A 25,981-nucleotide genomic window follows, 5' to 3' on the forward strand; every position below is an offset into this window, starting at 1 on the left:
TTTTTTATTTTTGGGGGTTTGATTCCAATAATGGTTCATACATCATCCATGCGGTATTTTCTGTTACCAATTGGTCTTCTATCAATTCTTTTGTGGTTTTTAAGATTACCTTCCGACGAATGGTATTCCGTCTTGTGTATCCACCCCAAGGTTCTGCATGAAAGGCATGGTAAGATTCGTAAACAGAATACAAATAAGGAATGTCCCGATCACTCCTCCATTCCCCGCATAAATTTCCATCTTCGATCCATATACGTAAAACAAACGGTTGTTTGGTTGTGTTTTGGATTTGTAGGTCGATGTAGTTATAGGATAAGGTGGCCCCCGATCCAAAGGGAAGTGTGCGATTCGAATCAGGAAAGATATCAAAACTATGACGCCATCTTTCTTTCACAGTGAGAGGGGTGTGTAAGGTCATCCAATAAATTAAATTTGCCATTTGGCAAAGACCACCCCCCGTACTTTCTATAAATCCACCATTTTTCAATTGCATCCCAGGTAGATACCCCTTTCGTTTGGTAGGTTTTCCGACAAGATACCAAAAAGAAAACACTTGGTTCGGTTCCAAAAGAATTCCATCTATTTTTTGTAAGGCGATCTCCAAATTCACCTTTTTGTTTTCTTGTAGATACATCGGAACATCTTTTAACTTACGGTAAATGGGAGATTGGTGTATAAAAATCGAAATTGGATATTCCTCTTTGATTGAGGATGGATCCATGATGGTTCGAGCAAAGGACTTTCGTTCTTTTAACCAGATCAAGGTCCGTTTCCATTGAAAATAAAGTTTCCCAAAAAAAAGGCGAAGTTCACTCCTGTGGACCTTCTTTGGAAAAAGATCTGATTTGTGTTTACGTATCTTAAATCCCATATTGTTGTTTTCTTTGGAGGAAACCTGGACGTTTACGATATGGATTTTTCCAAGACTTGGCAACACCTAAAAGTTTTGAATTACGTTTCTCCAACCACATACGATACCGTTGCCAATCCGTTTCTAATACCAATTGGTATTCCCCTAATGGTTCGATGATAGAAAAAATAGGGTTCCCATTTTCTGTACTGGCACGTAGGTTTTCCATTCGGATACCGTAAACGAGTCGGTAGATTTGTTTTCCTGGGCTGAGTTCCGTCATGGCTTTTTCATCTGGTTCCCAAGACATACAGTCCTTTTTAAATTGGAAATGATAGTATTCACAAAATCCATGGTGAGCCACAAGCAAACCATTGTTAGGAAACAATGCGGCCCTTTCCCCGGGGTTCCACATGTCTTCATAAGCATAACGAAATAAATGCGGTGATTGTATCAATACATAAAACCATAATCCAAAACTAACAGCTGTAATTAATAATTGTTTGGCATTGTATCGGGAAAAAATTTCCGTTAGAAGTAGGAAGGAAATTAAAATTCGAAATTGGATATCGGCAAAATGAAACAACGGTAAAACGAGTAACATTCCGATAAAAGCAAGGCCACGTCGAATGGGTAGGTAACGATCTGGAACATTTTTTCCAAAAATCAAAAGTGACCAATCCCATAAAATTCCGAATCCCATCATTCCATAGGCTGCAAAGACTGGAAAAGTTTTACCATCTATCGCGAAACGATCGTTATCATCAGTTGGAATCCAGAACGGTAAGATTCCTAAAATGATAAAAAAGAGAAAATCGTATTTTCTAGGAAATTGATAGAGACACCAAAGCCCGATTCCCAATACCCCAACCATGGTGTGAAACCAAATTGTGAGTAGAAAAAACATTCCAGTGAAAATCCATCGACCATATTTCCATGTTAGTCGCTCTGTAAACAAGAATCCATATGTTAATAAAAGAAATCCAACTGCCCAAGCTTGTTTGGGATAAAGAACTCCCAATACAAAAACCATCGCCGATGGCAATAGATTCCAAGACTCAGTCGGTGATTTGAGAAGGAATCTTGTACCATACAAAGTAATGGTAAGCCATAGAACGGTGATGATTTGAAAAACGAATAAACTTTGGTCATTGATTCCAAATAAATGAAATACAAGAGCCACAATATGGAAAACAGGGGATCTGTCTGGCGAATGTAAATTCCCTGTTTCTAATAAGGAAGTTGCTTGGACACCATACCAATAGATGTCCTTACCAAATAAAGAAACGAACAATGAGTTTATTGGGAGATTTGGACTTTTTTGCCCACCATCTGAATTCCATTCCCCACTTTTTTCACAGTAAGAGTATCACTAAAGATCAAAGTTGATTTCTCTTCCGTTTTTTCAGAATAGGGACTATTAGAATCTAAACTTTGTGTCACGACCTTGTGATCACGGCCAAAAATTTTAATTTTTGCTTCTGATGCGGATGCTTCGACAAAAACCCAATTTCCATCTAACACTCGTTTTTCTTTCAAATCATCTTTCCAAATCACAAAGGATCCGTTTGAACGGAATACATAATCCATTCTGCCTTCTGGAATATCAGCAAAATAAGCTTTGTTCACCACCGAAGAAAGGATTGTATTTTTTGATTTTTTTAAAATTTCATCTTTGAATTCATTCGCGTTTTGATCAAGAACAGTGAATCGTTTTCCTTTTTCACCAAGGAGAATGATTTCTGCAATCACAGTGTCTTTCCATGTTTTGCCTGTTCTTACTTTTTGGATAGTGAACGTAAATTTTTTACCAGAAAGGATTTTTGGAAAAAATATTCTTTGTCCTCCTTGTTTGTCTGCAATTGGAATGATAAAGGAATCACTCTCATTTGACACCAATAGTTCCGTTACCGATCCATTTTTATAAAAAAGTGCATCTAACCTTTGGTAACCATTAAAAATCTCAATACCTGCCAAATCGATCGAATCTTCTAACTGAACTTGGATGGATTCGCCTACTCCATCGGTTTTGACACCTTCTACCCAAGCAAAATCGATACTTCCGTCAAACAGTCCATAGGCGGGATAGTTGGGAAGTGTACTACTAGCAGTCACCTGTCCTTCCACTGGCTCTGGATACACTACATCGAGTTTTTTCCCATTTTTGAAAAAGGAAACTGTTTTGATCCCATTGGCCGAGTCTGGCAGAAGATAAATGACATGAACTCCATTGGATTTGATTTTGAGTGGGGTTTCTTTCGAACAGTCAAAATTGGTCGCATAACTTCCGTCCTTATAAAAAGCTACATAACCTTTTTTCTCTTGGCATTCGATGGAGATTTCATTGAAGTAAGCACGACCATCTGTTTTCCCAGCCTGATTCCATTTGGCTCCATTCGAAAAAAAGATAGTGATCCCATCCAAACTCGTTTCTGGTTTCCAAAGTTTTCCTGGGATGAATACATTGATCGGATTTGTACCTTCTGCCGAGGATGCAGCTTGGATCCTTTCGATGACAATCGATGTTTCAATCGAACTTTGATTGGAGAATAGTAAATAAAATGACAAAAGAGCTAAGATTGTTTTTTTCAAGAAGGTTCACCTCAGAGAAACAAAGAATCCAATACTCTTTTGGATGGTTCAAGTAAAAAATTAATAGCTAAAGGTAACTACCAAATACTATCTTAAATTCTTCACTTCGCATAGCACCAGAAATACGATGGACCTCTTTCCCATTTTTAAATAAGATAAACGTCGGAATCCCTGATATTCCATACTTGCCTGCGATCTCTTGTTTTTCATCGGTATTCACTTTGATGATGGAAACTTTTCCCTTCCAGTCTTTGGCAAGTTTTTCCAACTCAGGTGCCACCATTTTGCAAGGTCCACACCATGGTGCCCAAAAATCGACGAGGATCGGTTTGTCATGTGTTTGGAGTAAGGTTTCAAAACTTTTGGGGTATATGTCAGACATATTCTCTCTCCTATCCATTAGACCATATACCCACCAGGGTATATGGAAAAACAGTAAAAAAATATGAGAAGTGTGTAGTTTTCTGTCTCATTTCCTGGTCATCCTGAATCGGTTCCTATAAAAAAGATCCATCTGAAACTGGGTTTGAATCGTTTCGTTTGCAAACTTCGACGTACCGATGGCAAATGACGGGAACAGCTGGACTTGAGATCAGTATGACAAAAATACAATCAAACGAAATGCAATGGAAAATGGTCATCCAAAGATTTAACGAAATTGGTAAACTCGTTACCCTCAGAAAAAAGGAAATCTTCGCAAAACAAGGGTTATCAATGGATCACATTGGCTATGTGAAAAAGGGTGCCTTTAAACTGGTATACCATCATCAAAAAAAGGAATGGATCAAATCCTTTCTTTTTGAAGGTTCGTTTCTTGGAAGTATCCCAAGTATTCTCCAAAAAAAACCGAGTACATATTCAATCATCGCTCTTGAACCTTCAGAAGTTTTGGTGTTACCATCAAAAAAATTTTCACAATTGTTCGAAATCGAAAGTATATATCAAAAATTTCTCAATCAATTTTTGACTTCTTTGTATTTAAAAAAAGAAAAACGAGTCTCTGAGTTTTTACTTCTGGATGCAAAACAGCGTTACCAAAATTTTATCGATGAATTTTTTGAAAATGAATCCCGAATCTCCCAAATAGACCAAGCCGCCTACTTGGGAATCACGAATGTTGCCCTTAGTCGGTTAAAGAAGGATTCATTTGCAAATAATCCTCTACCGCCTTCCAATACATTTCACTGAATTCTTCTCCAGAAAATGGATTTTGAGATGTCACTAAATTTCGATCTCGGATCGCATAACTTCGACCAGGTAAAAAAGAAGATTTGTATTCCATACCTAAGTCTTTTAGAGATCCTGAAATGTTTCTGACTTTTGGTTTTCCCTTCATCACAAAGGTTTCAATAAACCATTCTTCCATTTTTGTCACTGAATTAACTTGATACCCTTTGAAGATAAAATTTTCCTTTTCTTTGTCGAGACGTAAACTTGTCAACAAAGCAGGTGCATGGCAAACGATACCAATTGGTTTTTGTTTTTTATGGAATCGTCTGAGTAATTCGGGAATCTTTTCATCATATAATAAATCAGTCATTAGACCTTGCCCACCTGGCACAAGAATTCCCACAAAGTTCTGATCATCCTTAATTGCTTGCTCTAAGGAAATGGGATTTTTGAAATTCGTTAACGAAAATAGAAACTGAATCGCTTCCTCTTTTTCTGCAATGGATTTCCAATACTTTGCCCTTACACTTTCGGGATCGATTGTGGATATTTTTCCCAATGGAGTGGCAAATACGATTTGATGTCCTTTGTCACTTAATGTTTTCACTGGAAAATACAGTTCATTCAAAAAAACGCCTGTTGGGTGTTTGGTGACACCATCTAACAAAATGAAATCGGCGGCACTCATCACAACAAGTATCCTTGCTTTTCCCTTTGGATTTGCCAACAATCCATTTGAGAAAATACTGATTGCCCCAATAATGAAAATCATGAGTTTTAATTTTAATTTTCCCCTTCTTCTCAAATCTATTCGAACCAGTTTTTGTTTCGTTTGTGATTCTGCATTGGTTCCTACTTTTGTTTGATTGACCTGATCCATCTTTTTTTCTCCTGTTTAATCGGATTTTGAGTCAATCTTTTTTAAAAAATTGACTCAAAGGATAGAGCCACAGAAGCGGAGGTTTTTCTTTAACCTAGGTTAAAATGTTCTCAATGCACGTGGAACTAACACAACCCGAACGAAAAAACAATTTGAATCAAAACAAATCAATGGATTCAAAGCCTTGTAACATCTGGACTTGAATTTTGTCTTGGGTGGTTTTATTTAGGAGAATATTCATGTTTGCCTCAAAATCATCACCAATTCTCAAATTGGGCTCCAGAGTTTGATTAAGCGGCTTAAAAAAATTATCCCAATGGATGGGAATGATTCGTTTTGGTTTTAATTTTTGAACAGTTTCTTGATAATAGATATCTTGAAATTCCTTCGATTGTAACGACAATTGTGCAATTCCCAAAAACAAAACGTCTGCTTTGATTTTGTCAAAGCTTCCTTTCACATAATTTGTGCTACTTTTGATCACAATCTTGTTTTTACCATGTTGGATGTAAAAATCAAAAGTTCCTCCTTCGATATAATCCAATGCTTTCGCTGGTTGGACAAGTGGAGATGGAATGTCAGGAAAATTTGGATCAGTAGCATTTGTTTTTCCTAAAATGCGAAAGGGAGGTGTGTGTTTTGACTCTAACACTGTGACGATAAAATTTCCGAGTCTGATTGGTTTTCCAATTTGAAACACTTCCATGTTTGCCTGATCTAAACCGGCACCAAGTCCCACATTGATTGTCGAGTTTGAACCAAATAACTTCGCATTGGTGAATTTGGCAACTAATGGTGAATCCATGGCATGGTCATAATGGGAATGGCAGACAAAAATCCCCTTCAATCGATTGATCTTGGCTTTCTCTAAAACCGATTGAATGATGATTGGATCAGATTCTATTTTAAAAAGACCCGTTTTCCATAATGATGGTCTTGTAAAAAAACCATCGGTTAAAATTTGAGTCTCTCCATCATCTAATAATATGGATGTTGTACCTAAAAACGTAACCCTTATTTTTCCCTTCGTGATTGGTGCGATTCCATTTTCATGCGGAAAATAAGATTCATATAGTTTTATATCACCGGAAGGTCGCAAGGCACAATGGAACGTAAACAAAGCCAGAATTAGAAAAAAATAACCTCGATTCAATTGAAGTTTGTTTTGGTTTCTAAAATGATTTTCCATTTTGTCTCCAGAATTCGCTAGGGTTACTATATTACCGAACAGATTCAAATTCTTCATTACCTACCTTCTGCCGATGACTCTTCTCTTGGGTCAGCAACTCCAAGGAGTCGTTTGTTCTTTGAATCATTTAACACAGCACATACGGCACCAAAATCATTGTCTAAATGACCTTTTTTGTAAACTTTATAACCTTTTGCTTTGAGTTCATCGGAAACGATCTCAAATAAAGACGATTCCAATTCAATTCCACCCGGACGATAGGCATGTGGAGAAAAACTATCAGGCCAGTTCACCGAACGAAATCTAGGTGCTTCCACTGCCTTTTGTGGGTCCATTCCAAACACAACTATGTTCAAAAAGAATTGGATCATTGCTTGACTTTGGACGTCGCCCCCTGGTGTTCCGAAACTCATCCATAATTTACCATTTTTTAACACCATACCAGGATTAGGTGTGATCCGCGGACGTTTTCCTGGTGCGAGGGAAGATGGATGCGTTGGATCTAAACGGAACTGCGTCATCCGAATGCCAAGTGTGAGACCTGTGCCTGGAACCATTGGTGATTGTGGAAAATCGCTAGGAGTGAGAGAAACTGCATTCCCAGAAGCATCAACAATACTTACATACGTTGTGTCTTTTCCATACTTAATTTCACTTACCGATTGTTCCTCGTGATTGTTAGCTGGCACAAAATTTGATTTTGGTTTTCTAGAGGAAAAGGCCCAAGGATTTCCATTTGGTGGAGTTTTGCCGAAGGCTTCCTTTTGGAAGAGTTTCCGTCTTACGTCAGAATATTTTTTGGATAATAAACCATCTAAGGGCACATCGACAAACTTTGGATCTCCAAAATATGTTTCACGATCGGCAATCACTAATTCAATCGCTTGAGAAACCGTATGAATGTATTCGGGTGAACTATGGCCCATTGATTTTAAATCAATTCCATCTAACAGTTGCAATACCATTGGAACAACGGGTCCTTGAGTCCAAGTTTGGTTCGATAGAATTTGGTAATCACGGTATTCCCCCAAAACTGGTTTTTCCCAACCTCCAGCATACTGGCTCAAATCTTCTTTTGTGATAAGACCACCTTTTTCTTCATGAAGTTTGACGATAAGATCTGAGACAGGTCCTTTGTAAAAATAATCTCGGACTGCTTCTAACGCTTGTTTCCTGGATCTTCCTTTTTTAATTGCCAACGTTTCTTCATCGGCCATCAACTTCCAAGTTTTTGCCAAATCCAAACGTTTGGTTAACTCACCTTCTCGGATATTGTACCACCATTTTTTTTCTAAATATACTTCAGAATTATAAGGCATCAAAATTGTGAACCCTAATCGTTTATACAAAGGTAAATCTAAATTTTTAACAAGAATGCGGTTTGCTGGGAAACCTTCTTCCGCTGTCTGAATGGCTGGTGCAACCAATTCCGAAAATGATTTGGTACCATGATCTTGTAACAAACGTACGATGACATCTGGCGAAGCAGGTAACAACTGTGACAAAATAGAATTTTTTGGCATCACATCATATCCTTTTTCTTTGAACCATTGGATGGATGCTTTTTTGGGCGCCGATCCTGCACCGATGTAACTTTTAACTTGTCCTGTTTTTTTATCGTAGACCAAAGTCGGAGCAACGGAAGGAAAACTAGCGGCTTCTCCATTTGTTACATTTAATACAAGTAAGGCGGCAACTGCAGCATCAATTGCATTCCCTCCCTCTTCCAATACTTTAATGGCTGCCTTTGTAGCGAGAGGATTTCCTGTTGCTACCATAAACTTTTTCCCAACACTCACATCTCTCAAACTACCTGTGGGTCAACATACCCGGACACGATTGGCCTACGACTTCCTAAACAATGGAAAAAAATTACAGTAATTAAGATAGTGATACTAAGTTTGAAAAATTTTCTCATGAAACCCCGAACGATTGGAATGCATAAAACTCTAATCGAAATTAATTTCATGTCTAACCATTTTTTTATGGCGCCATTTCCGGCTCTACGCTGCAATCTTTGCTACGCAAAGGATTTCCGCTACGATCCGGGGCGTAGATTTTTCGTTTAACTATGATTTGTGTGCTTACGATCAATGCTCGTTTGCGTGCGAGAGGGATTTGCAGGACTTGGTCCCTCTTTGCCACATAGTGGTAAAGAGGGACGGGAGCGAATGCGGACTCCGGAAAAGCCCGGCCCATCGGGACTCGCCCATTAAAAGAAAACAAAATGGATTTTTGTTTCTTTTATCCATATGGAAATGTTCACGCTAAAGATTGGAATTGAGTCTAAAACTTGAAATGAAATCAATCAATAAAGATTTGCCCGTTGTTGTCACTGGAGGTTCAGGATATATTGCGTCTTGGATCGTAAAATATCTGTTAGAGGATGGAAAAAAAGTAAGGGCAACGGTTCGAAGCCTGAAAGATACCTCCAAAATCCAACATCTTTTGGATTTAAAAGAAAAGTTCAAAGACAACCTAACTTTGTTTGAGGCGGACCTTATGGTCGAGGGTAGTTTTGACAAAAGTGTGGAAGGTGCCGAACTTGTGATCCATACTGCTTCACCTTTTTTTGTGGCAGGAGTTAAGGACGCAAAAAAACAGTTGATCGATCCCGCTTTACAAGGAACAAGAAATGTTCTTGAAACCTGCAACCGTATTTCATCCGTTAAACGAGTAGTTTTAACATCCAGTGTTGCTGCCATCCATGGTGACAATATCGATTCCTTAAAAGTTCCAAACCAAACCTTTACAGAAGAACATTGGAATACAACAAGTAGTCTGACACACCAACCTTATGCTTATTCCAAAACATTAGCCGAAAAAGAAGCGTGGGAAATGCAAAAGAAACAATCACGTTGGGATTTGGTTGTCATCAATCCTTCTTTTGTAATGGGTCCATCACTTTCCAAACGTTTGGATGGTACAAGTGTGGAGTTTATGAAAAATATGTTGAAAGGAATTTTCCGTACCGGTGTTCCTGATAACAAAATGGGATTTGTTGATGTGAGAGATGTTGCAAAGGCACATATCTTGGCAGGTTTTACACCGAATGCAAAAGGAAGGCATATCACATCAGCAGAAGTATTACCGATGTTAGGCATTGCCAAAATCATTAAAGAAAAATTTGGAAACAAATATTCTGTTCCGACAGGTGTTCTTCCGAAACCACTTGTGTATTTGGTAGGTCCATTTTTTGGATTATCTTGGGGTTATACAAAAAATAATATTGGGCAACCAATGAACTTAAACAATGAGTATAGTAAAACCGATTTATCTCTCACCTATCGTCCATTAAATGAGACAATCATCGATCATGTGAACCAAATGGAAGGTTCGGGTTTGTTATAATTGTTTATGGAGGCGATTGCATTGGGAATGGGTGAAACTACGAAGTTTTTTTAAGATTTTTTGGTAAGATTGAATTTCCAAGAGACTTGCGTTCCGTTTTATGGTAGGAGTTCGGGCAGGAATTTTCACCCACAAGCCCACCTCCACCACCCAATGAGGGTGGGGGCCGGTAACGAGCACATGAGACATAATATGCAATCGCTGGAATCCGAGACGTTTTTACAACCTGATTACTTGCGGTTAGGGAATCCCAAACAACAAGAGTTGTGGGAGGATTTAGAAAAATGGAAAATTCTAAAAAACTTAATTGGATTCAAACCAACACTCGCTGGCACAATTCCCATTGGCATTGATACAGAAACAAGTGATGTGGATATTTTGGTGAAGTACAATGTGCCATCTCATTTACAAAAAATTTGTTATGCTAAGTTTCGCAACTTTGCTAATTATTCTTTTTCTGAAAAAACAATTTCTCTTCGCGTCACTTTGATTTGCCGTTTTTCAACTCCCAAATTCCAATATGAAATTTTTGGCCAGTCATTAGAACCAACGGAACAATATGCTTGGATCCATATGATGGTAGAAAATCGATTTTTATCATTGGCAAATGAAAATTTTCGCGAGACCATCCGTGAATTGAAACGAAGTGGTTTGAAAACAGAACATGCATTTTGCGAGGCTCTTGCACTCAAAGGGGATCCCTTCAAAACACTACTTCTCTGGAATCAGAAATCGGATGATGAGTATAGAGACTTGTTATCCAAAAATGGATTTTGAGCATATTTCAATTTTTTGCAATCGCAAACATGTGTTTGTTTTGGTTACGAGAAATGATTTGTATTTTGAATCCAGATTTCCTTCTCTTATAAAAAACTTCCAAATTGGCGAAAGGTTAAATTGACCCTAGGTCGTTTGACTTTGAGAGCTTTCGGTAAGGAATGAAGCCAATGTTCTTGGATTTCTCCTTTCATGAGAAGTAGGCTACCAGGTTCCAAAGGCAACTCCACCACAGAATTCTTTTTTTTGTGTTTGAATCGAAAGATCCTTTCTGCACCTAAACTTACGGAAGCAATCGTAGAATGTTTTTGGAGAGAGGTTTCATCATCACTATGCCAGGCCATTCCTTCAGAGCCATCATGGTATAAATTCAATAAACAAGAGTTAAAGATTTCATTTGTTTCCGATTCCACTTCTTTTTTTAAATCCAATAGTTCGTTTGTCCAAGGAATGGCAGTTTTTGTCGTACCAGAATACCGATAGGAATATCCTTTTTCAGCATACCAAGCCACACTTCGTTTTGTAGTGATGTGTTTGCCGTAAAGGATGGCTTCATCTTGTTTCCAAAGAATGGTAGTCAGGAATGTCTCAAAGTACTCTAGGCTTTTTTTCCCATTCAGGAACTCGGGGATATAAACCAAAGTTCCATCATATGGCAAAAGATTGGAATGGGGAGTTCGTTGGAATAAATTCATACATCTAAATACTTTTTTTTAAGGCCAATCAGAAATGAAATATTAACTCTCCAGTGAAGGTACTTCACAAACATCAGCGAAATCCCAAAAATTTCATCTCCTTTTGTCTAAAATTTTAGTTGGATTCCCTTCGATCCCAAAGAATCTATACGATAGAATGACCCCAACGCGAACCATACAAGCTTTCATCGATGCCAAAAAGGAAAACACCGCGCCTTCCCAAGAAGTCTGGAATTCTCTAAAGACATACCGCCAGTGGAGTGAACCAGAACTCATCGGCCTTCGGAACGCTTCTGGGTATTACCCTGACATCTATTTTGAACCAGGTATGGATGAAACCATTTCCAAACTACTTGCAAAAATCAATGAGAGAGTGGTCCCACACAAATTTTAATGAATCCTATCACTCCCAAAGTTTTATACCAAGAAGCAAATCCTTATGGTTCGTTCACTGCCTTTTTAGAAGACGATAGCAGGACCATTTACCTTTATTTACAATCACATAACAACCCTGAGTGGCCGATGAAAACACTTTGGGTGCGAAACTTAATCGATGCACCTGACCAAAGAATGGAGGAAGATTTTGATTTGGGTCTCGCACCAGTGCTCACCAAATCAGAACTCACCGATCCAAAAGCGCAAAACACACTCACCGAAGACCAAATCCACTTCATATGGTCAGAGGAAGGCGATGCAGTGGCTTTGTTTGTAGAGGAAGAACTACAAGCCTACCTACCTTCCTGGTCTGGGATCAAAGGCATTCATGGGTATTCAAAGTTTGCAAAAGAAGAAGCACCCACTGCATCCCCTCTCGGAGATCCCGACAATGGTGTGATTGCAGAACGTGTGAAAGGCAATCGTAAGTTTTGGGAATCCGTAGCTGAAAAAGATCATTGGAAAAAAGCGCAATCACTTAGGTTGGAATTTTTGGAATCCAAACTTGGCAAACACCAAACCTATTGGTCCGCAGATGGTGGAAAGTATCCTTCTCTTGGCATCGCTTCTTTTTTACCGAAAGAATTCCCTGGGATCAAAATTTTTTCCACTGTCGGTATGAGTGTACAAAACCAACCGAGCATTGAACTCTATCATAAAGACTATGAAAATTTTTCAAGGATCGAACTTGTTTTTGCAATCCAACTTTTAAAAGATGCACCCGATAAGTCAGAAACTTGGATCCAACATGTTTTAGGTGAGATGGTCAAATTTCCTTGGAACACAGGGATTTGGTTTGGTCACTCACATACCATTCAGAACCCACGGAAAGACCCTGATCAATTGTATTTGGATTTCAATTGGTTTGTACTTCGTAATGTCACTGAGGAACTTGACCAAGGCTCCACGGAAGTATTACCGAAACTAAACGGACTCATCACAGAAAATGGCAAACGAGCCAACTTTCTTTTTTTAACACCGATCTCAACAGAAGAACGAATTTGTTTTATGAGAGAAGGTTCCCAAAAGTTTTGGGAGACTTGGAAAAAGGAAACGTATGGTTTTTTTCATGATTCAGAACGGCGAATGTTAGAATTCTAGTTCTACTTTTCAAAAAAAATCCGAATCAAACTCTAAATTCTGACCGTTACTCAATATGATATGGCAGAGACGTATACAAAGTACTTCAATTTAGAGTTTGAACCCTTTTCTTTAGAAAGAATCCTCGAAGAAAGACAAGATTCCGCTGGATTTTTCCTCTCTACCGTATTCCAGAAGCGGTTTTCGGAAGAAGTGAATCTAAAACGACACGAAGACCAAAAATTATGGATCCAAACGAAAAATCTTCGTTACGTTGTCCTCGATGGGATCCAAAAAATTTCCGATGAAAACGGAAGGCTCGAACCCACTAACATCCTCTATCTACTTGTTTTTTTCGATTTTAATTCCATCACAGAGTATGGATTCGAAGAAGTGTGTAATGTTCTCATCAAACGATATGATTTGCCTTCTCTCATCCTCAAAATGCCTGACAATGACCATTTAGAAATTTGGGGAAAGGATCATGCGAGAAAAAGTTATAAGAATGTGATCCATCCTAACATTGAATCACTCATGAAAGCCCTCTTCGATTCGATCAATAAGAAGGATCATTTTCAATTCATTGGCATCGAAAGAGCGAATTCAGAGAGAAAATCAGGATTTTTAATGACGAGAAGGGGTTTTACGAGGGCAATCGCGTAAATTTTTCCGAATGAAACCTCTATAAATGAAAAAACCCGCAGGTTTTGCGGGTTTACACAATCTTACTTCGATAGTTTCGAAGGAAGAATCAAATCTAAGTTATTTCTTAGATTTTTTCTTTGCAGCTTTTTTCTTAGCGGCTTTCTTTTTTGCGGCTTTCTTTTTAGCAACCATTGTGATCGTCCTTATCTTTTGATTTCAAAACACGGCTGTCCTTGGCAAACAGAGAGTGAATTGATACGACATAATTAAATCAGATCATTTTAAATGTAAAGAAATTTTATTTTTTGCATGAATTTTTATTCAAAATAAAAAAACAGGCTAATACTCATTCTACGGAACATTGATAACAATCTTACCGATCGTATGTCCACTTTGCATTGTACGGAGTGCATCATGCATTGAATCGAATGAAAATTGATGTCCAATCGTTTGTTTTGGTAAAGATAACATCATTAATTCCGAAAAATGTTTTCTCAATTCATCAATTTCATTCCATAACCATATTAAATTGAATCCCAATACTGATTTATTGTCTGAAATCATCGATAACGGATCAATTTTTGGTCTTGTGAGGTATGAATAAACAATCGAAAACCAATTTCGGAATGAATGTGATGGTGTGAAGTTAGCACTACCATAGGTAACAAGCCTTCCCATTGGTGCTAAGAGATCATAACTGTCGTGAAAATAACGACCACCTAAACATTCTAAAACGATTTTTAATGGTGCTCCCTTCAAAATTTTATGCATCTCTTCTTTAAAATTTGGTGATCGAGTGAGAAAAAAATCATAACCAACCTCTTTTAAGATCGAAAACTTAACGGAATCACCTACAAGTCCGATCGCGATTGCTTTTTTTTTCTGAATGATATGACCTGCCATGATTCCAACACCACCTGCAGCGCTATGAACCAATACATGATCACCTTCTTTCACTTGTCCAAGTGGAATGAGTGCATAGTATGCAGTGAGTGCTTGCACAGCAAACGATGCACCATCTTGCATCGTCCAATCCTTTGGAAGTGTGAAGATTGTTTTTTCTGAGATGTTCAGATGAGTTGCATACGCACCAAACCGAGTGACACCAAAAACTTGGTCTCCTACTTCAAAATCCTTAACATTTGGGCCTATTTTTACGATTTTCCCTGAAAATTCTAATCCCGGAATGAAACTCCCTTTCGGTGTTGCTGAGTACAAACCATAAACAGAAAAAACATCAGCGAAGTTAAGACCGATGGCCCTTACCTCAACTGTGACCTCGTCGTTCTCGGGAGGTCGCAACATTTCTTTTTTTTGCTGTAAATGATCGATGGATCCCGTTTTGTGAATGCGGTAGACTTCTCTTTGCATAATGGGTTAAAAAAAATTCAATTCCATAACGATGAAACCATTTTTCTATGGTAGAAGAGTCTACATAAGAGAACACCGTGGAACTAAAACAAACACCCCTACACTCAATTCATAAAGAAATGGGAGCCAAGATGGTTCCTTTCGGCGGATGGGACATGCCCGTTCAGTATACAGGTATCATCCAAGAACATTTGGCAACAAGAGCAAACGCAGGCATCTTCGATGTTTCCCATATGGGTGAAATTTTTGTCACTGGGGATGCCAATGATGTTTTGGATTTTTTAGAATCTGTAACATGTAATACGATCTCTACCATGAAAGAAGGCCAAGTGCAATACAATGCAGTGGTGAATGAAGTGGGTGGGCTCGTGGATGATATCACTGTATATAAATTCAATGATACAAAATATATGATTTGTTCGAATGCATCCAACTTCGAGGCAGTGACCCAACATTTACTTAAGTATGTGAAAGGAAACGTTTCGATTGCTAATGATAGTAAAAATTGGCACCAAATCGCCTTACAAGGTCCAAAAGCTGATGCAATCTTTACAAAATACTTAGGAAAAGATTTATCTTCCATTTTATATTATCATTTTGAAGAAATGAATTGGAGAGGTGAGACCATCATTGTATCTCGCACAGGTTATACGGGCGAAGATGGATTTGAAATTTATACTTCCAATGCACTTGGTGTGACTCTTTGGAAAGAGTTACTCGAAATCGGAAAGGATTTTGGTCTAGTTCCAGTTGGACTTGGGGCAAGGGACACACTCCGCCTCGAAGCCAAGTATCCTTTGTATGGACATGAATTGAATGCAGAGTGGACACCCGTAGAATCCGGAATCAATTTCATCGTCAAAGAAAAATCCAAACCCTATCTCGGTTATGACCGCATCATCGCTGATAAAAAAAATGGTCCCAAATCAAAAGTCGTTGGCGTCCGCCTCTTGGAACCAGGAGTTCTACGAGAAAATTTCCCTATTTTTGCAGCAGATGGGAAAGAAATTGGCAAAACAACCTCGGGAACCCATTCCCCTAGCCGGAAAGAATCCTTGGGACTTGCCATTCTCCAAACCGAATTCGCAAAAAACCAAACGGAAGTATTTGTGGAGATTCGTGGGCAGAAGAAATTGGCTAAAGTAGAGACTGGTGCCTTTGTCCAAGGCAGTGTCCGAAACAATCGCTAATGTAAGGAAAAAACCATGGCAGACACACAAGCAAAAGACGGTTATTATTATACTGAAAAACACGAATGGGTGAAGGTAGAGGGCGATGTGGCTCTTATTGGAATCACGGATTTCGCACAAAACGCATTAGGTGACATTGTTTTCATCGACCTTCCAAAACCTGGAAAACAAATCAAAGCAAAAGATAGCCTTGGAACCATTGAATCTGTGAAAGCAGCCGAGGATTTGTATTCCCCTATCTCTGGCGAAGTGGTCGAAACCAATGCAACACTTGGTTCCAATCCCCAAGCAGTGAACGCAGAACCATTTGATACTTGGATGGTGAAATTAAAAAACATCCAAACCTCTGAGCTTGGTGGTTTATTAACTGCTGCACAATACAAAGAATACGTTTCGAAATTGGATTAATAGGAGTTATTTGCAAGTGAGTTCCGTACAACCTACATCACCGATCCATTCCCCTTACGAAGAAACACTTGAACCAAGTGATACCTTCCTTCGCCGTCATGTTGGTGTGACAGAAACAACTGTTTCTGAAATGCTTTCTACGATTGGATACAAGGAGTTGGATGATCTCATCAATGATGCAGTACCCGAAAACATTCGGTTGCGTAAGGAACTCGATTTACCAAAACCAATTGGTGAATATGCACTCCAAAAAGAATTAAAGAAGATTGTTTCGAAAAACAAAATCTACAGATCTTACTTAGGTCTTGGTTACTATTCTTGTATCACTCCCCCTGTGATCCAAAGGAATATTTTAGAAAATCCAGGTTGGTACACCGCATACACTCCTTACCAAGCAGAGATTGCCCAAGGACGTATGGAAGCTCTTATCAACTTCCAAACCATGATCACTGATCTTACGGGAATGGAAATTGCGAATGCATCACTTCTCGATGAAGGGACAGCGGCAGCGGAAGCAATGAATATGTTGTTTTCCTTGAAAGATGATGCTCAAGGAAAATCATTTTTTGTTTCACAGTCGATTCACCCGCAAACCTTAGATGTGATTCGTACACGGGCCATTCCGCTGGGGATCAATATTGTTGTGGGATCATTCAAAAAGATGGTGCCCTCCAATGATTTTTTTGGAGCGATTGTCCAATACCCATCCACGGATGGAACCATTTATGATTTTAGCGAATTCATTGAAAGCCTGCATAAGGTAGGAGCCAAAACAGTTGTTGCGGCGGACTTACTTGCTCTGACCATTCTCAAAGCACCAGGCGAGATGAATGCAGACGTGGTAGTAGGAACCACACAAAGATTTGGATTACCACTTGGTTTTGGTGGCCCACATGCGGGTTATTTTGCAACCAAAGAAGAATACAAACGTAATATGCCTGGTAGGCTCATCGGAGTATCCAAAGATTCACAAGGGAAACCTGGTTACCGCTTGAGTTTACAAACACGCGAACAACACATTCGCCGTGACAAAGCAACATCGAACATCTGTACTGCGCAAGTCTTACTCGCAGTACTATCATCCATGTATGCAGTTTACCATGGACCAAAAGGCCTCAAACAAATTGCATCCCGTGTACATAGAATGACAACCATCCTTGCGACGGGGCTTGAAAAGTTAGGATATAAAATCATTTCCAATCCATACTTTGATACGATTCGTGTGGAATTGTCCAAAATTTCCTCTGCGGAAATCATCCATTATGCAGAAGAAAGAGAAATCAATATCAGACAAGTTTCTGGTCACGTCATCAGTATTTCTTTGGATGAAACTACCAACTTAAAAGACATCAAAGATTTACTCGAAGTATTCAACGAAAACAAATCTCTTCATTTTCCATTAGAAGACCTTACTGCAAAAGAAGAATGGAAAATTCCTGAGTTACTCGAGAGAAAGTCAACGTATTTAACACATCCCGTTTTCAACAGTTTCCATACAGAAACAGAAATGTTACGTTACATTCGTAGACTGGAATCAAAAGACTTATCCTTAACCACATCCATGATTGCGCTTGGTTCTTGTACGATGAAACTCAATGCATCGACTGAGATGTATCCTGTCACTTGGCCAGAACTTTCCAACATCCATCCTTTTGTTCCCGAAAACCAAACAGAAGGGTACAGAACTTTGTTTAGCCAATTGGAAAAATGGTTATGTGAAATCACAGGATTTGCAGAAGTTTCACTCCAACCGAACGCAGGTTCGCAAGGAGAATATGCTGGATTACTGGCAATTCGCAATTACCACCAAAGCCGAAATGATATGCATAGAGACATTTGTCTCATCCCAATTTCTGCTCATGGCACAAACCCTGCCTCTGCCGTGATGGCTGGTTTCAAAGTGGTTCCTGTGAATTGTGATATCAATGGAAACATTGATGTCGAAGACTTAAAGAAAAAAGCCATTGAATACAAAGACAAGTTAGGTGCCTTAATGGTAACCTATCCATCCACACATGGTGTGTTTGAAGCTTCCATCAAAGAAATTTGCCAAACCATTCATGACAACGGTGGACAAGTGTACATGGATGGAGCCAATATGAATGCACAGGTTGGATTGACACGACCTGGTGACATTGGTGCTGATGTTTGCCATTTGAACTTACACAAAACGTTTTGTATCCCTCACGGTGGTGGTGGACCTGGTGTGGGTCCCATTGGCGTTGCCGAACACTTAGCACCTTTCCTTCCAGGCCATAGCTTAGTGGAAAATGGATCCAATAATAGCCAGTGGGCCGTCTCTGCAGCTCCATGGGGATCAGCATCCATTATCGTGATCTCTTGGGCATACATTGCGATGCTCGGATTTGATGGACTTCGATATGCAACAAAAATTGCCATCCTGAATGCCAACTACATTGCCAAAAAACTAGAATCCGCATTCCCTGTGTTATACAAAGGAAACAAAGGACTTGTTGCCCACGAATGTATCCTTGATATGCGTGGTTTCAAAAAAACAAGTGGGATCGAAGTGGAAGATATCGCCAAACGACTCATTGACTATGGTTTCCACTCACCTACCATGTCATTTCCAGTTCCAGGAACCTTAATGGTAGAACCAACAGAATCAGAATCGAAAGATGAATTGGATCGTTTCATTGATTCGATGTTATCCATCGCTCTTGAAATTAAGGACATTGAGTCAGGTGTTCTTTCCAAAGAAGATAACCCACTGAAGAACTCACCTCATACAGCCGACATGGTGATTAGCGACTCATGGAAACATACGTATCCAAGAGAACGGGCGGCGTACCCTTTACCTTGGTTACGAACTCGTAAATTTTGGCCAAGTGTAGGACGTGTGGACAATGTGTATGGAGACCGAAATTTAGTTTGTTCTTGTATCCCAATGGAAAACTACGTCGTTTCTTAAGAGACAAACCAATTTATGTTTTACGAAAAACATGTTTTTGTCTGTGAAAACCAAAGGGCACCCGGCGAACGGGTGTCTTGTGGGAACCAAGGTTCCATCGAACTCCTTAAATTATTAAAACAAAAAGCAGCAAAAGCTGGAATCGAATACAAATTCCGAGTCCAAAAATCTGGTTGTTTGGATCGTTGTGAATTGGGGCCCATCCAAGTTTCCTATCCAGAGGGCATATGGTTTGCCATGAAAACAGAAGCCGATGTCGATATCATTTTAGAATACTATCTAAAAACTAACCAACCAGAGAAGTACCAACATCTGATTGTATCTGATGACAAAGTTCTCTAAAAACCAGAACACAATGCACACCTAACATGAACTTTTGTTAGGAATTTTTTTTTGGTTTTGGGGAATGGTTCGTCAACCGAGTGGTTTTGTGGTAAGTTGGCGTCAATGGGTGGCGGGTGGATAACCCCACCCATTGATCAGGGTGGGGGGAGTGTACCCACATTTCCCTCCAAATCCCACTTGACCAAATCCCCACTTCCATTCCAATTCCTCCACCAATGAAAAAAATTTCCCGAACCCTTCTTATCTTTTTTGTCACCCTAATCCTACTACTTACTGTGTTCGTATCCGCTATCTACGTACTTAGTAACTCTCGCATGGGACAAACGTTTGCAGTGAACCCAACCCCAATTCCCAAATTCATTTCCAAAGAGGACCTTACGGAAGGAAAGCGCCTCTACCAATCACGTGGTTGTGGAGATTGTCATGATGTTGATGGAAGTGGCAAAACCTTCATCAGTGACCCTGCCATCGGGACAATCTCTGGAGCAAACTTAACAGCTGGTATCGGTGGGATACTCAGAGATCGGAGTGATGAAGAGTTAGCAATCGCCATTCGTCATGGTGTTGGAAAAAATGGTCGTGCACTCATTTTTATGCCATCAACTGATTTCCAAGGGATGACAAACGAAGATATCGGCAAACTGGTCTCTTATCTTCGCTCCATGCCGTCAATTGATAAAGAACAAGGTGAGATCAATCCTGGTCCACTGGGTAGATTTTTGTTTTTGATTGGTGAGATACCTATCTTAGTTTCAGCTGAGCAGATCATCCACGAGACAAACCACCTCCAAAATCTAAAACCAACAGTCTCATTAGAATATGGTAAGTATGTTGCGGCAACTTGCACAGGTTGTCATGGAATGAAGTTAGTTGGTGGACCCATCCAAGGAGCACCTCCCGAATGGCCACCAGCACAAAACATTACTAAGGTGGGACTTTCTCAATATACAGAAACCACTTTTATCCAATCCATCCGAACAGGCAAACGTCCCGATGGATCTGAAATGAAATTTCCAATGCCTTGGCAAAGTTTGGCAAAACTTACGGACATAGAATTAAAGGCACTTTGGATGTATTTGCAATCAATTTAAATACACCCAAGTAACCCTTTTGCGATGTGAAAAAGTTGCCCTTCTAATTTTCTTTTTCGAAACTCAGTTCCACTCCATTCTCAATTTCTTTAATGGATTGGAACTGCACAATTGAATTCCCATCCAGAACATTTGAGAGTTCCAAACTAAAACCTTTTGTTTTGATCATTTTACTTCCAGGTGTCCAAGAACCAGAAAATTGTTTGATCTCTTTGTCATTTAACTTTAATTTTGCGACAAAATCCTGACCATTCCCTTGGATTTCCATTTGTAAATTTTGAGGTCCAAGTTTAGGATTCCAATACATAGAAGTCCATTTCCCAGAAAACGTTGATGGAAGTTCTTCTAAAGACATGGCTCGTTTTTTCACGAATGGTTTTGGCTCATTCCAAAAAACAGATACAAAATTGGAATCTTTAGATTCAGATCCAAATTCGGATTTAGACCGAACCGAATATAAAAATAAATCTCCCGATTTTCCAGGGAATGATTCTGTAAAATTAGTTTTTTTACCTTCTACACTCGACACAAATTCGATTTTACCTGGTTTCCCATTTTGGATCGGCTTTCGATAAATATAATATTCAAAACTATCCTTCACCGCATCCCATTTCAAAGACACTTGTTTATCCTTTCCTACTGGATTCGAAACAACTTGTTTCGGGGCCGCGAGTGTGACTCCTCCTGCCCGTTTGGTCAATCCAGGGTCTGTTTTTCCAAATGCCACTTCACTTGGTTCCGCATAACCCATGTCATTTGCAGAAATGACCGTATAAATATATGATTTTCCATTTTGAATCGTGGTATCCGAATCTGTATAGGAAGTACCAGCGACTTCAAATTGACCAGAAGGCTCTGCATTTTCATCAAATCGAAATAAAAAATATTGTTTCGCACCAGGTGCAGCTTTCCAATTCAATTGGATTTTATTCGCATAATCTCCGTTTGTTGCAGAAAGTTGACTCACTTGGTTGGGTAATAAATTTTGATTGGCAACTTCTACAGCAATGGAGTCGCTCCAATCGGAGCTAAGTTTTGAACCCAAAACTGCACTCACTTTGTAATAATTCACTTCACCTGATTTTGGAGAAACATCTACATAATCAGCTGATTTGCTATTCCCAATAGTTTTCCACTGGAATGATGAGTCGGCTTTTGCAATAGAATAGTTTGTGGCTCCGTCAATTTCGGACCATGTCAATTGCACACTTGTTGTATTCCCAGATGAAAAAACGATTCCAGAGAGTCCTACCACTTGAGTCACGTTCCCAACATTGTTAGAATCAGAAGAAGTAAATCCCTCCACTTCCATCGAAGCAACTGAAACTTCTTCCGCTCCAATTGCTAAAATTCGATACCCATAAGTAGAGTTAGGTGATACAGCTAAATCGGTAAAACTTGGTTTGTCAGAATATGCTAAATCAAAAAAATCAGATTCTTCTTTCCTTTGGATTAAATAAGCCACTGCCGACTCTTGGTGGTTCCAAGTGAGTAAAATTTTCGTATCAAACTCACCTTTTGAAACTTTGATCTCAGAAGGAGGAAGGATCGGTTTTTTGGTTGGGCTCACACTCACAGTAGGTGATTGCGTATTTTGAGGAGCTGGTTCATCAATGATGGCGTATGTCTCTTGCCCTACTTTTGCGAGGATCGAGTACGATACCCAACCGAATCCTTTGTCACCCCAATTGGTTCCCCAAGAATTTTGTAATTTAAAAGCACCTTTTTTACCAGATTTGGATTTTTTGTTATCATCATATCCTACAATTGTCATGGCATGACCACCATAACTTTGGCCTCCATTGGCATCGTAAACGGCACTCCCTTTTAGTTTATAAAATGCATCATCAATGATCATTCCGACCATGACTACATTTTTACCAGCTAATACTCGTTTGATTTCGTCCGGGTTTTTAAAGTTCAATCTAGAAAAGGATTTAATTTTATATTTCAAGGCTTCCCGTTTTGATTCTTGTGACGGTTGCGAAAGATAATCTTTATCCGTGTATGGCATGGCACTCCACGGAGCCACACCGTTTGACTTTAAGAATTCCATCGTTTTGTAGTAGTACAAACCTTTGTCTTCTCCACCATTTTGTTGGTTGTAGATAAACGCAGGTGAAAACACAAAGTTTCCTTTTCCTCCAGCAAATGGCGGATCATATTCTGTGCTTTGACCTTTATTTTTTAAAAGATAAGACTTAATCGCATATCCTGTTGCCCAGGCAACACAACTATTTTGCCTACCTTGGTTTCCGACAGGTGGCATCTGCGAAGACAAATCAATAGAAGAAGGAAGGTCTTCAAAAGAATTAAAATCTCGTTTGAGAGGAATCGAATCTTGTACTTCTTTCGGACTTGGGATATAACCACAAGAGAAAGTGCCTGGTTTACATCCCGGTGAACGTACACTACTGGGATCAAATTCTTCTGCAACAATTGTATGGAATGAGATCAATACAATTCCGAGTAATATTGTTTTTAGTTTTAGATTCATGGTTTCATCCTTTCTATATAATCTATTATTTCTTTTTTCTTTTCCCAATTTGGTTGGTTGATTTCATCTAATTGATAATAAAACTTCGATTTGGTGGAACTAAATCGGAATGTTACAAAATTATAACTAATCCCAGTGACTTGTTCCTCAGGAATTTCTTCCATTGGCAACTGATGGATCCCTTTTTCAAAAAGAGCAATCATCCATTTTTGATACATTTTTGGTTGGATTTCTTTTGTTTCATCTAAAACCAATTTTCCATTTTTGATGACTCTTCTTGTTAGGTAAATTTTTTTAGTGTCTGTAATCAGAAGATATTTTTTTGCATAACGAAATTCTGGCGCAACGGCTCCTGAACTTTCTTCCCATAGTAACTCCAGAGGTTTCCAATTTCCCTTATGATTTTTTAGAATGATCGGTGGTAAGGCAGCAGAAGAGGAAGTAACCACGGAACTCGTTTTCAATTTTCTATTTTTGGCATAGGAGGTTTGGATCTTTGTTTTGGAATCTTTGGAAACAGATTTATCTTTTGTATCCGAAGTCTTTGGATTTGCCACCATTTCTCCTCCGAGTGATAACCATAAACACAAAGATAGAAATATCTTTACAAAGAATCTCAAAGTGGAATGATTTCATCTTGTTTCCAAAAGAAGACAAGACATTTTTCAAGGAAAAACAGCGTTTCAGTCAATCAAATGGAACCTAAAAAAGAATTATAGAAATGGAAAAGGAAAAATGGGAAACCTTTCAACTACTTGCAATCTCTGATTTTAACCATTTTTTCTCACCTATCGACTTCTTCATGTTTTCAATGAGAGCCACAGAAATATTCGTATTGAGTTTGATCATATCTGGGTCCTCAGCCACAAGGATCATCTCATCAATTAAATAATCGATTAGGTTTTCAATGGACTTGCGTCCTGAAGGATCTGTTGCCATTGCAACCGTTGCCTGAGAAATCGCAGTATAAATGGTCAAACTGATTTGTTTGGTTAGATTGGCCTGCATCTCTCTAGGAAGCAATGAAATTGGTTTCATGTTGGCCGATACCCGTTCTGAAACTTCTGTCACCAAATTTTGGATCAAGGCTTGAAGATTTGGGTTTTGTGCTGACTTTGCTATGTTTTTGATGGCAACTTTTTTTAACTCAGCTCGGTTTTGGTCAATGGCGTTGACTAGTTGGTCGAGTGAATTCCCAGAACGAACTTCATTCTGCATCTCCGTTAAAATTTGGATCGTGACAATATCGGAAATTTCTTCTTTGATGATATTGGAATAATATCGAAGTGTTTTACTAATCAAATCATTCCCTAAAATTTTAGTGAACTGATTGGTTTGTAACATTAAATAAATTTTATATACCCGAACCAAACGAAAGAAACGAAATTCAACAATGGGGATGAGACCTAATACATCATACCAATGGTAAATGGGATATAAAAACCAAGCGATGTAGACTTTGTTTTTGATGGCGAGTAACCAACTTAAGACAAACTCAGCCAAAAAGAAAAATAGAAATGGAGCATCTAACAACAAATAGTTGTTTACTGGTGTACCATCAGAAGAAATGGCACGGTAATAATTGAGAGCAAAAGATTCTCTAAAATGATTGTTAAAAAATTCTATTTTTTGTTCTAGGGATCTATTTTGATCCCTCCAAAACCAAGCAAACGCAACAACGGTCGAAGGAATCCGATCACGACCTAGGATAGGATCGAGCTCCTGCCTTAGTTTTAAATCACGAGCTTTTGTTTTATGGGTTTGGTACTCGTGTTTGATTCCAGTTTGGATCTCTGATAAAAATTGAGTTTGTCCTGACATGGCAAATGGATTGGTTTCGACAATTTCTAACATCCGTTTGTCCATTTTTTGAATGATGCCCAAAATTTCTTTGGCTTCGTTTGTTTCAATGCTCAACCGATTGATAAATGCATATTGTTCTGAAAGTTCCCCAAGTGTTGTGATTTCATCTGTTTCTTCCATCACACTAAAAAATTCATTCAATTGGCCGAGGATCTCTTCTACCTTTTTCCTTCTCGATTGCACATCTTCAATTTGAAGGGCAAATTCAAAACTTACATATAAAACATCAAATTTTTCATTGGTGACTTGCGATTTAAGTGTTTTGAGTGTTTCATAAATCTCTTCTCTTGTTTTTTTTCTTTGGGATTCCCGAAACTCATCATCGCGAAGTTGTGTGAGATATTTTAGATTATCCACCAAATCGGTGTAAGCTGTTGTAGTCCGATGAGGTTCGATCCCTAAAATGGGTTTGTCATACATCGAAAGGATGTTTGGAAATTTGTGAAAATAAAAAGGTCTTAAGCTCAAATAACTCAGATCAAAAATAATGAGAGCTAAGTTTCCAAGGACGACAAACACCATAGTGATGTCCCATAAAAGTGGAATTCCCAACTTGTGTTTTTTGATCAAATCCCAGGAAATCATAATTTTACCAAGGGTAAATTTATTTTACCCTATCC

At 38.8% G+C, this 25,981-nt stretch carries 24 protein-coding genes; 12 read left to right on the forward strand and 12 right to left on the reverse strand.

The window, feature by feature from the left end; all coding sequences use genetic code 11:
• Positions 1 to 4: 4 nt before the first annotated feature.
• The 4 genes from LEPBI_RS15525 to trxA all read right to left on the reverse strand — a co-directional run bounded on the left by LEPBI_RS15525 (position 5) and on the right by trxA (position 3,824).
• Positions 5 to 871, reverse strand: coding sequence for a VanW family protein (locus tag LEPBI_RS15525; RefSeq protein ID WP_012390093.1), 867 nt, complete (start codon positions 869 to 871; stop codon positions 5 to 7).
• A complete protein-coding gene (locus LEPBI_RS15530) occupies positions 861 to 2,144 on the reverse strand; it encodes a hypothetical protein (protein WP_012390094.1) in 1,284 nt (427 codons plus the stop codon). Before LEPBI_RS15530 ends, LEPBI_RS15525 begins: the two co-directional genes overlap by 11 nt.
• Positions 2,145 to 2,149: 5 nt before the next feature.
• Positions 2,150 to 3,442, reverse strand: coding sequence for a discoidin domain-containing protein (locus tag LEPBI_RS15535; protein WP_012390095.1), 1,293 nt, complete (start codon positions 3,440 to 3,442; stop codon positions 2,150 to 2,152).
• Positions 3,443 to 3,509: 67 nt separating this feature from the next.
• Positions 3,510 to 3,824, reverse strand: a complete 315-nt coding sequence (gene trxA, locus LEPBI_RS15540; protein WP_012390096.1) for a thioredoxin — start codon at positions 3,822 to 3,824, stop codon at positions 3,510 to 3,512.
• Between the two features lie 158 nt (positions 3,825 to 3,982).
• Here trxA and LEPBI_RS15545 point away from each other — a divergent pair, with 158 nt between their 5' ends.
• The gene (locus LEPBI_RS15545; RefSeq protein ID WP_012390097.1) at positions 3,983 to 4,630 is read left to right on the forward strand and encodes a Crp/Fnr family transcriptional regulator; all 648 of its coding nucleotides are present in this window, start codon (positions 3,983 to 3,985) and stop codon (positions 4,628 to 4,630) included.
• Here the strand turns inward: LEPBI_RS15545 and LEPBI_RS15550 are convergent.
• From LEPBI_RS15550 to LEPBI_RS15560, 3 genes are all read right to left on the reverse strand, one after another.
• Positions 4,566 to 5,492: a type 1 glutamine amidotransferase domain-containing protein gene (locus tag LEPBI_RS15550; protein ID WP_012476429.1), complete on the reverse strand. Its 927-nt coding sequence runs from the start codon at positions 5,490 to 5,492 to the stop codon at positions 4,566 to 4,568. The two genes, LEPBI_RS15545 and LEPBI_RS15550, sit on opposite strands and share 65 nt — an antisense overlap.
• Positions 5,493 to 5,649: 157 nt before the next feature.
• Positions 5,650 to 6,681: an MBL fold metallo-hydrolase gene (locus LEPBI_RS15555; protein ID WP_226992819.1), complete on the reverse strand. Its 1,032-nt coding sequence runs from the start codon at positions 6,679 to 6,681 to the stop codon at positions 5,650 to 5,652.
• Positions 6,682 to 6,737: 56 nt separating this feature from the next.
• Positions 6,738 to 8,459: a gamma-glutamyltransferase family protein gene (locus LEPBI_RS15560; protein ID WP_012476430.1), complete on the reverse strand. Its 1,722-nt coding sequence runs from the start codon at positions 8,457 to 8,459 to the stop codon at positions 6,738 to 6,740.
• Between the two features lie 520 nt (positions 8,460 to 8,979).
• On the opposite strand from LEPBI_RS15560, the gene LEPBI_RS15565 reads away from it, so the two are divergent.
• Together LEPBI_RS15565 and LEPBI_RS15575 are read left to right on the forward strand one after the other, a co-directional pair.
• Complete coding sequence (locus LEPBI_RS15565; RefSeq protein ID WP_041770078.1) at positions 8,980 to 10,032, forward strand: SDR family oxidoreductase; 1,053 nt, start codon at positions 8,980 to 8,982, stop codon at positions 10,030 to 10,032.
• 192 nt (positions 10,033 to 10,224) lie between these two features.
• Positions 10,225 to 10,809 carry a DUF4269 domain-containing protein gene (locus tag LEPBI_RS15575; protein ID WP_012390103.1) on the forward strand — a complete coding sequence of 195 codons (585 nt, stop codon included), beginning with the start codon at positions 10,225 to 10,227 and terminating at the stop codon, positions 10,807 to 10,809.
• Between the two features lie 86 nt (positions 10,810 to 10,895).
• On the opposite strand, the gene LEPBI_RS15580 is transcribed toward LEPBI_RS15575, so the two are convergent.
• Entirely contained in the window at positions 10,896 to 11,504 is a 609-nt protein-coding gene (locus LEPBI_RS15580; protein WP_012390104.1) for an alpha-ketoglutarate-dependent dioxygenase AlkB family protein, read from the reverse strand.
• Positions 11,505 to 11,661: 157 nt separating this feature from the next.
• Here LEPBI_RS15580 and LEPBI_RS15585 point away from each other — a divergent pair, with 157 nt between their 5' ends.
• The 4 genes from LEPBI_RS15585 to LEPBI_RS19165 are packed head-to-tail and all read left to right on the forward strand — an operon-like array spanning position 11,662 to position 13,878.
• Positions 11,662 to 11,898, forward strand: coding sequence for a hypothetical protein (locus tag LEPBI_RS15585; protein WP_012476432.1), 237 nt, complete (start codon positions 11,662 to 11,664; stop codon positions 11,896 to 11,898).
• Positions 11,898 to 13,040 carry a suppressor of fused domain protein gene (locus tag LEPBI_RS15590; RefSeq protein ID WP_012390106.1) on the forward strand — a complete coding sequence of 381 codons (1,143 nt, stop codon included), beginning with the start codon at positions 11,898 to 11,900 and terminating at the stop codon, positions 13,038 to 13,040. Before LEPBI_RS15585 ends, LEPBI_RS15590 begins: the two co-directional genes overlap by 1 nt.
• 60 nt (positions 13,041 to 13,100) lie before the next feature.
• A complete protein-coding gene (locus LEPBI_RS15595) occupies positions 13,101 to 13,682 on the forward strand; it encodes a hypothetical protein (protein ID WP_012390107.1) in 582 nt (193 codons plus the stop codon).
• A 25-nt stretch (positions 13,683 to 13,707) separates the two neighbouring features.
• Entirely contained in the window at positions 13,708 to 13,878 is a 171-nt protein-coding gene (locus tag LEPBI_RS19165; protein ID WP_002988387.1) for a hypothetical protein, read from the forward strand.
• Positions 13,879 to 14,015: 137 nt separating this feature from the next.
• Here LEPBI_RS19165 and LEPBI_RS15600 read toward each other — a convergent pair whose 3' ends face one another.
• A complete protein-coding gene (locus LEPBI_RS15600; RefSeq protein WP_012390108.1) occupies positions 14,016 to 15,035 on the reverse strand; it encodes a synaptic vesicle VAT-1 family membrane protein in 1,020 nt (339 codons plus the stop codon).
• Between the two features lie 77 nt (positions 15,036 to 15,112).
• Here LEPBI_RS15600 and gcvT point away from each other — a divergent pair, with 77 nt between their 5' ends.
• The 5 genes from gcvT to LEPBI_RS15630 all read left to right on the forward strand — a co-directional run bounded on the left by gcvT (position 15,113) and on the right by LEPBI_RS15630 (position 21,001).
• On the forward strand, positions 15,113 to 16,225 hold the full coding sequence (gene gcvT, locus LEPBI_RS15605; protein WP_012390109.1) for a glycine cleavage system aminomethyltransferase GcvT: 1,113 nt from the start codon (positions 15,113 to 15,115) through the stop codon (positions 16,223 to 16,225).
• A 15-nt stretch (positions 16,226 to 16,240) separates the two neighbouring features.
• Entirely contained in the window at positions 16,241 to 16,633 is a 393-nt protein-coding gene (gene gcvH / locus LEPBI_RS15610; RefSeq protein WP_012390110.1) for a glycine cleavage system protein GcvH, read from the forward strand.
• Between the two features lie 16 nt (positions 16,634 to 16,649).
• Positions 16,650 to 19,565 (forward strand): aminomethyl-transferring glycine dehydrogenase, encoded by a 2,916-nt coding sequence (gene gcvP, locus LEPBI_RS15615; RefSeq protein WP_049756017.1) that lies wholly within the window; start codon positions 16,650 to 16,652, stop codon positions 19,563 to 19,565.
• Between the two features lie 15 nt (positions 19,566 to 19,580).
• Entirely contained in the window at positions 19,581 to 19,907 is a 327-nt protein-coding gene (locus LEPBI_RS15620; RefSeq protein WP_012390112.1) for a (2Fe-2S) ferredoxin domain-containing protein, read from the forward strand.
• Between the two features lie 317 nt (positions 19,908 to 20,224).
• Positions 20,225 to 21,001 carry a c-type cytochrome gene (locus LEPBI_RS15630; protein WP_041769905.1) on the forward strand — a complete coding sequence of 259 codons (777 nt, stop codon included), beginning with the start codon at positions 20,225 to 20,227 and terminating at the stop codon, positions 20,999 to 21,001.
• A gap of 43 nt (positions 21,002 to 21,044) precedes the next feature.
• Here LEPBI_RS15630 and LEPBI_RS15635 read toward each other — a convergent pair whose 3' ends face one another.
• The 3 genes from LEPBI_RS15635 to LEPBI_RS15645 all read right to left on the reverse strand — a co-directional run bounded on the left by LEPBI_RS15635 (position 21,045) and on the right by LEPBI_RS15645 (position 25,946).
• Complete coding sequence (locus tag LEPBI_RS15635; RefSeq protein ID WP_012390114.1) at positions 21,045 to 23,498, reverse strand: C1 family peptidase; 2,454 nt, start codon at positions 23,496 to 23,498, stop codon at positions 21,045 to 21,047.
• Complete coding sequence (locus tag LEPBI_RS15640) at positions 23,495 to 24,058, reverse strand: hypothetical protein (protein ID WP_012390115.1); 564 nt, start codon at positions 24,056 to 24,058, stop codon at positions 23,495 to 23,497. The genes LEPBI_RS15635 and LEPBI_RS15640 overlap by 4 nt, the downstream gene beginning before the upstream one ends.
• 187 nt (positions 24,059 to 24,245) lie before the next feature.
• The gene (locus tag LEPBI_RS15645; protein WP_012390116.1) at positions 24,246 to 25,946 is read right to left on the reverse strand and encodes a hypothetical protein; all 1,701 of its coding nucleotides are present in this window, start codon (positions 25,944 to 25,946) and stop codon (positions 24,246 to 24,248) included.
• Between the last annotated feature and the right edge of the window lie 35 nt (positions 25,947 to 25,981).

It is taken from the genome of Leptospira biflexa serovar Patoc strain 'Patoc 1 (Paris)', from assembly GCF_000017685.1.
Lineage (GTDB): Bacteria > Spirochaetota > Leptospiria > Leptospirales > Leptospiraceae > Leptospira_A > Leptospira_A biflexa.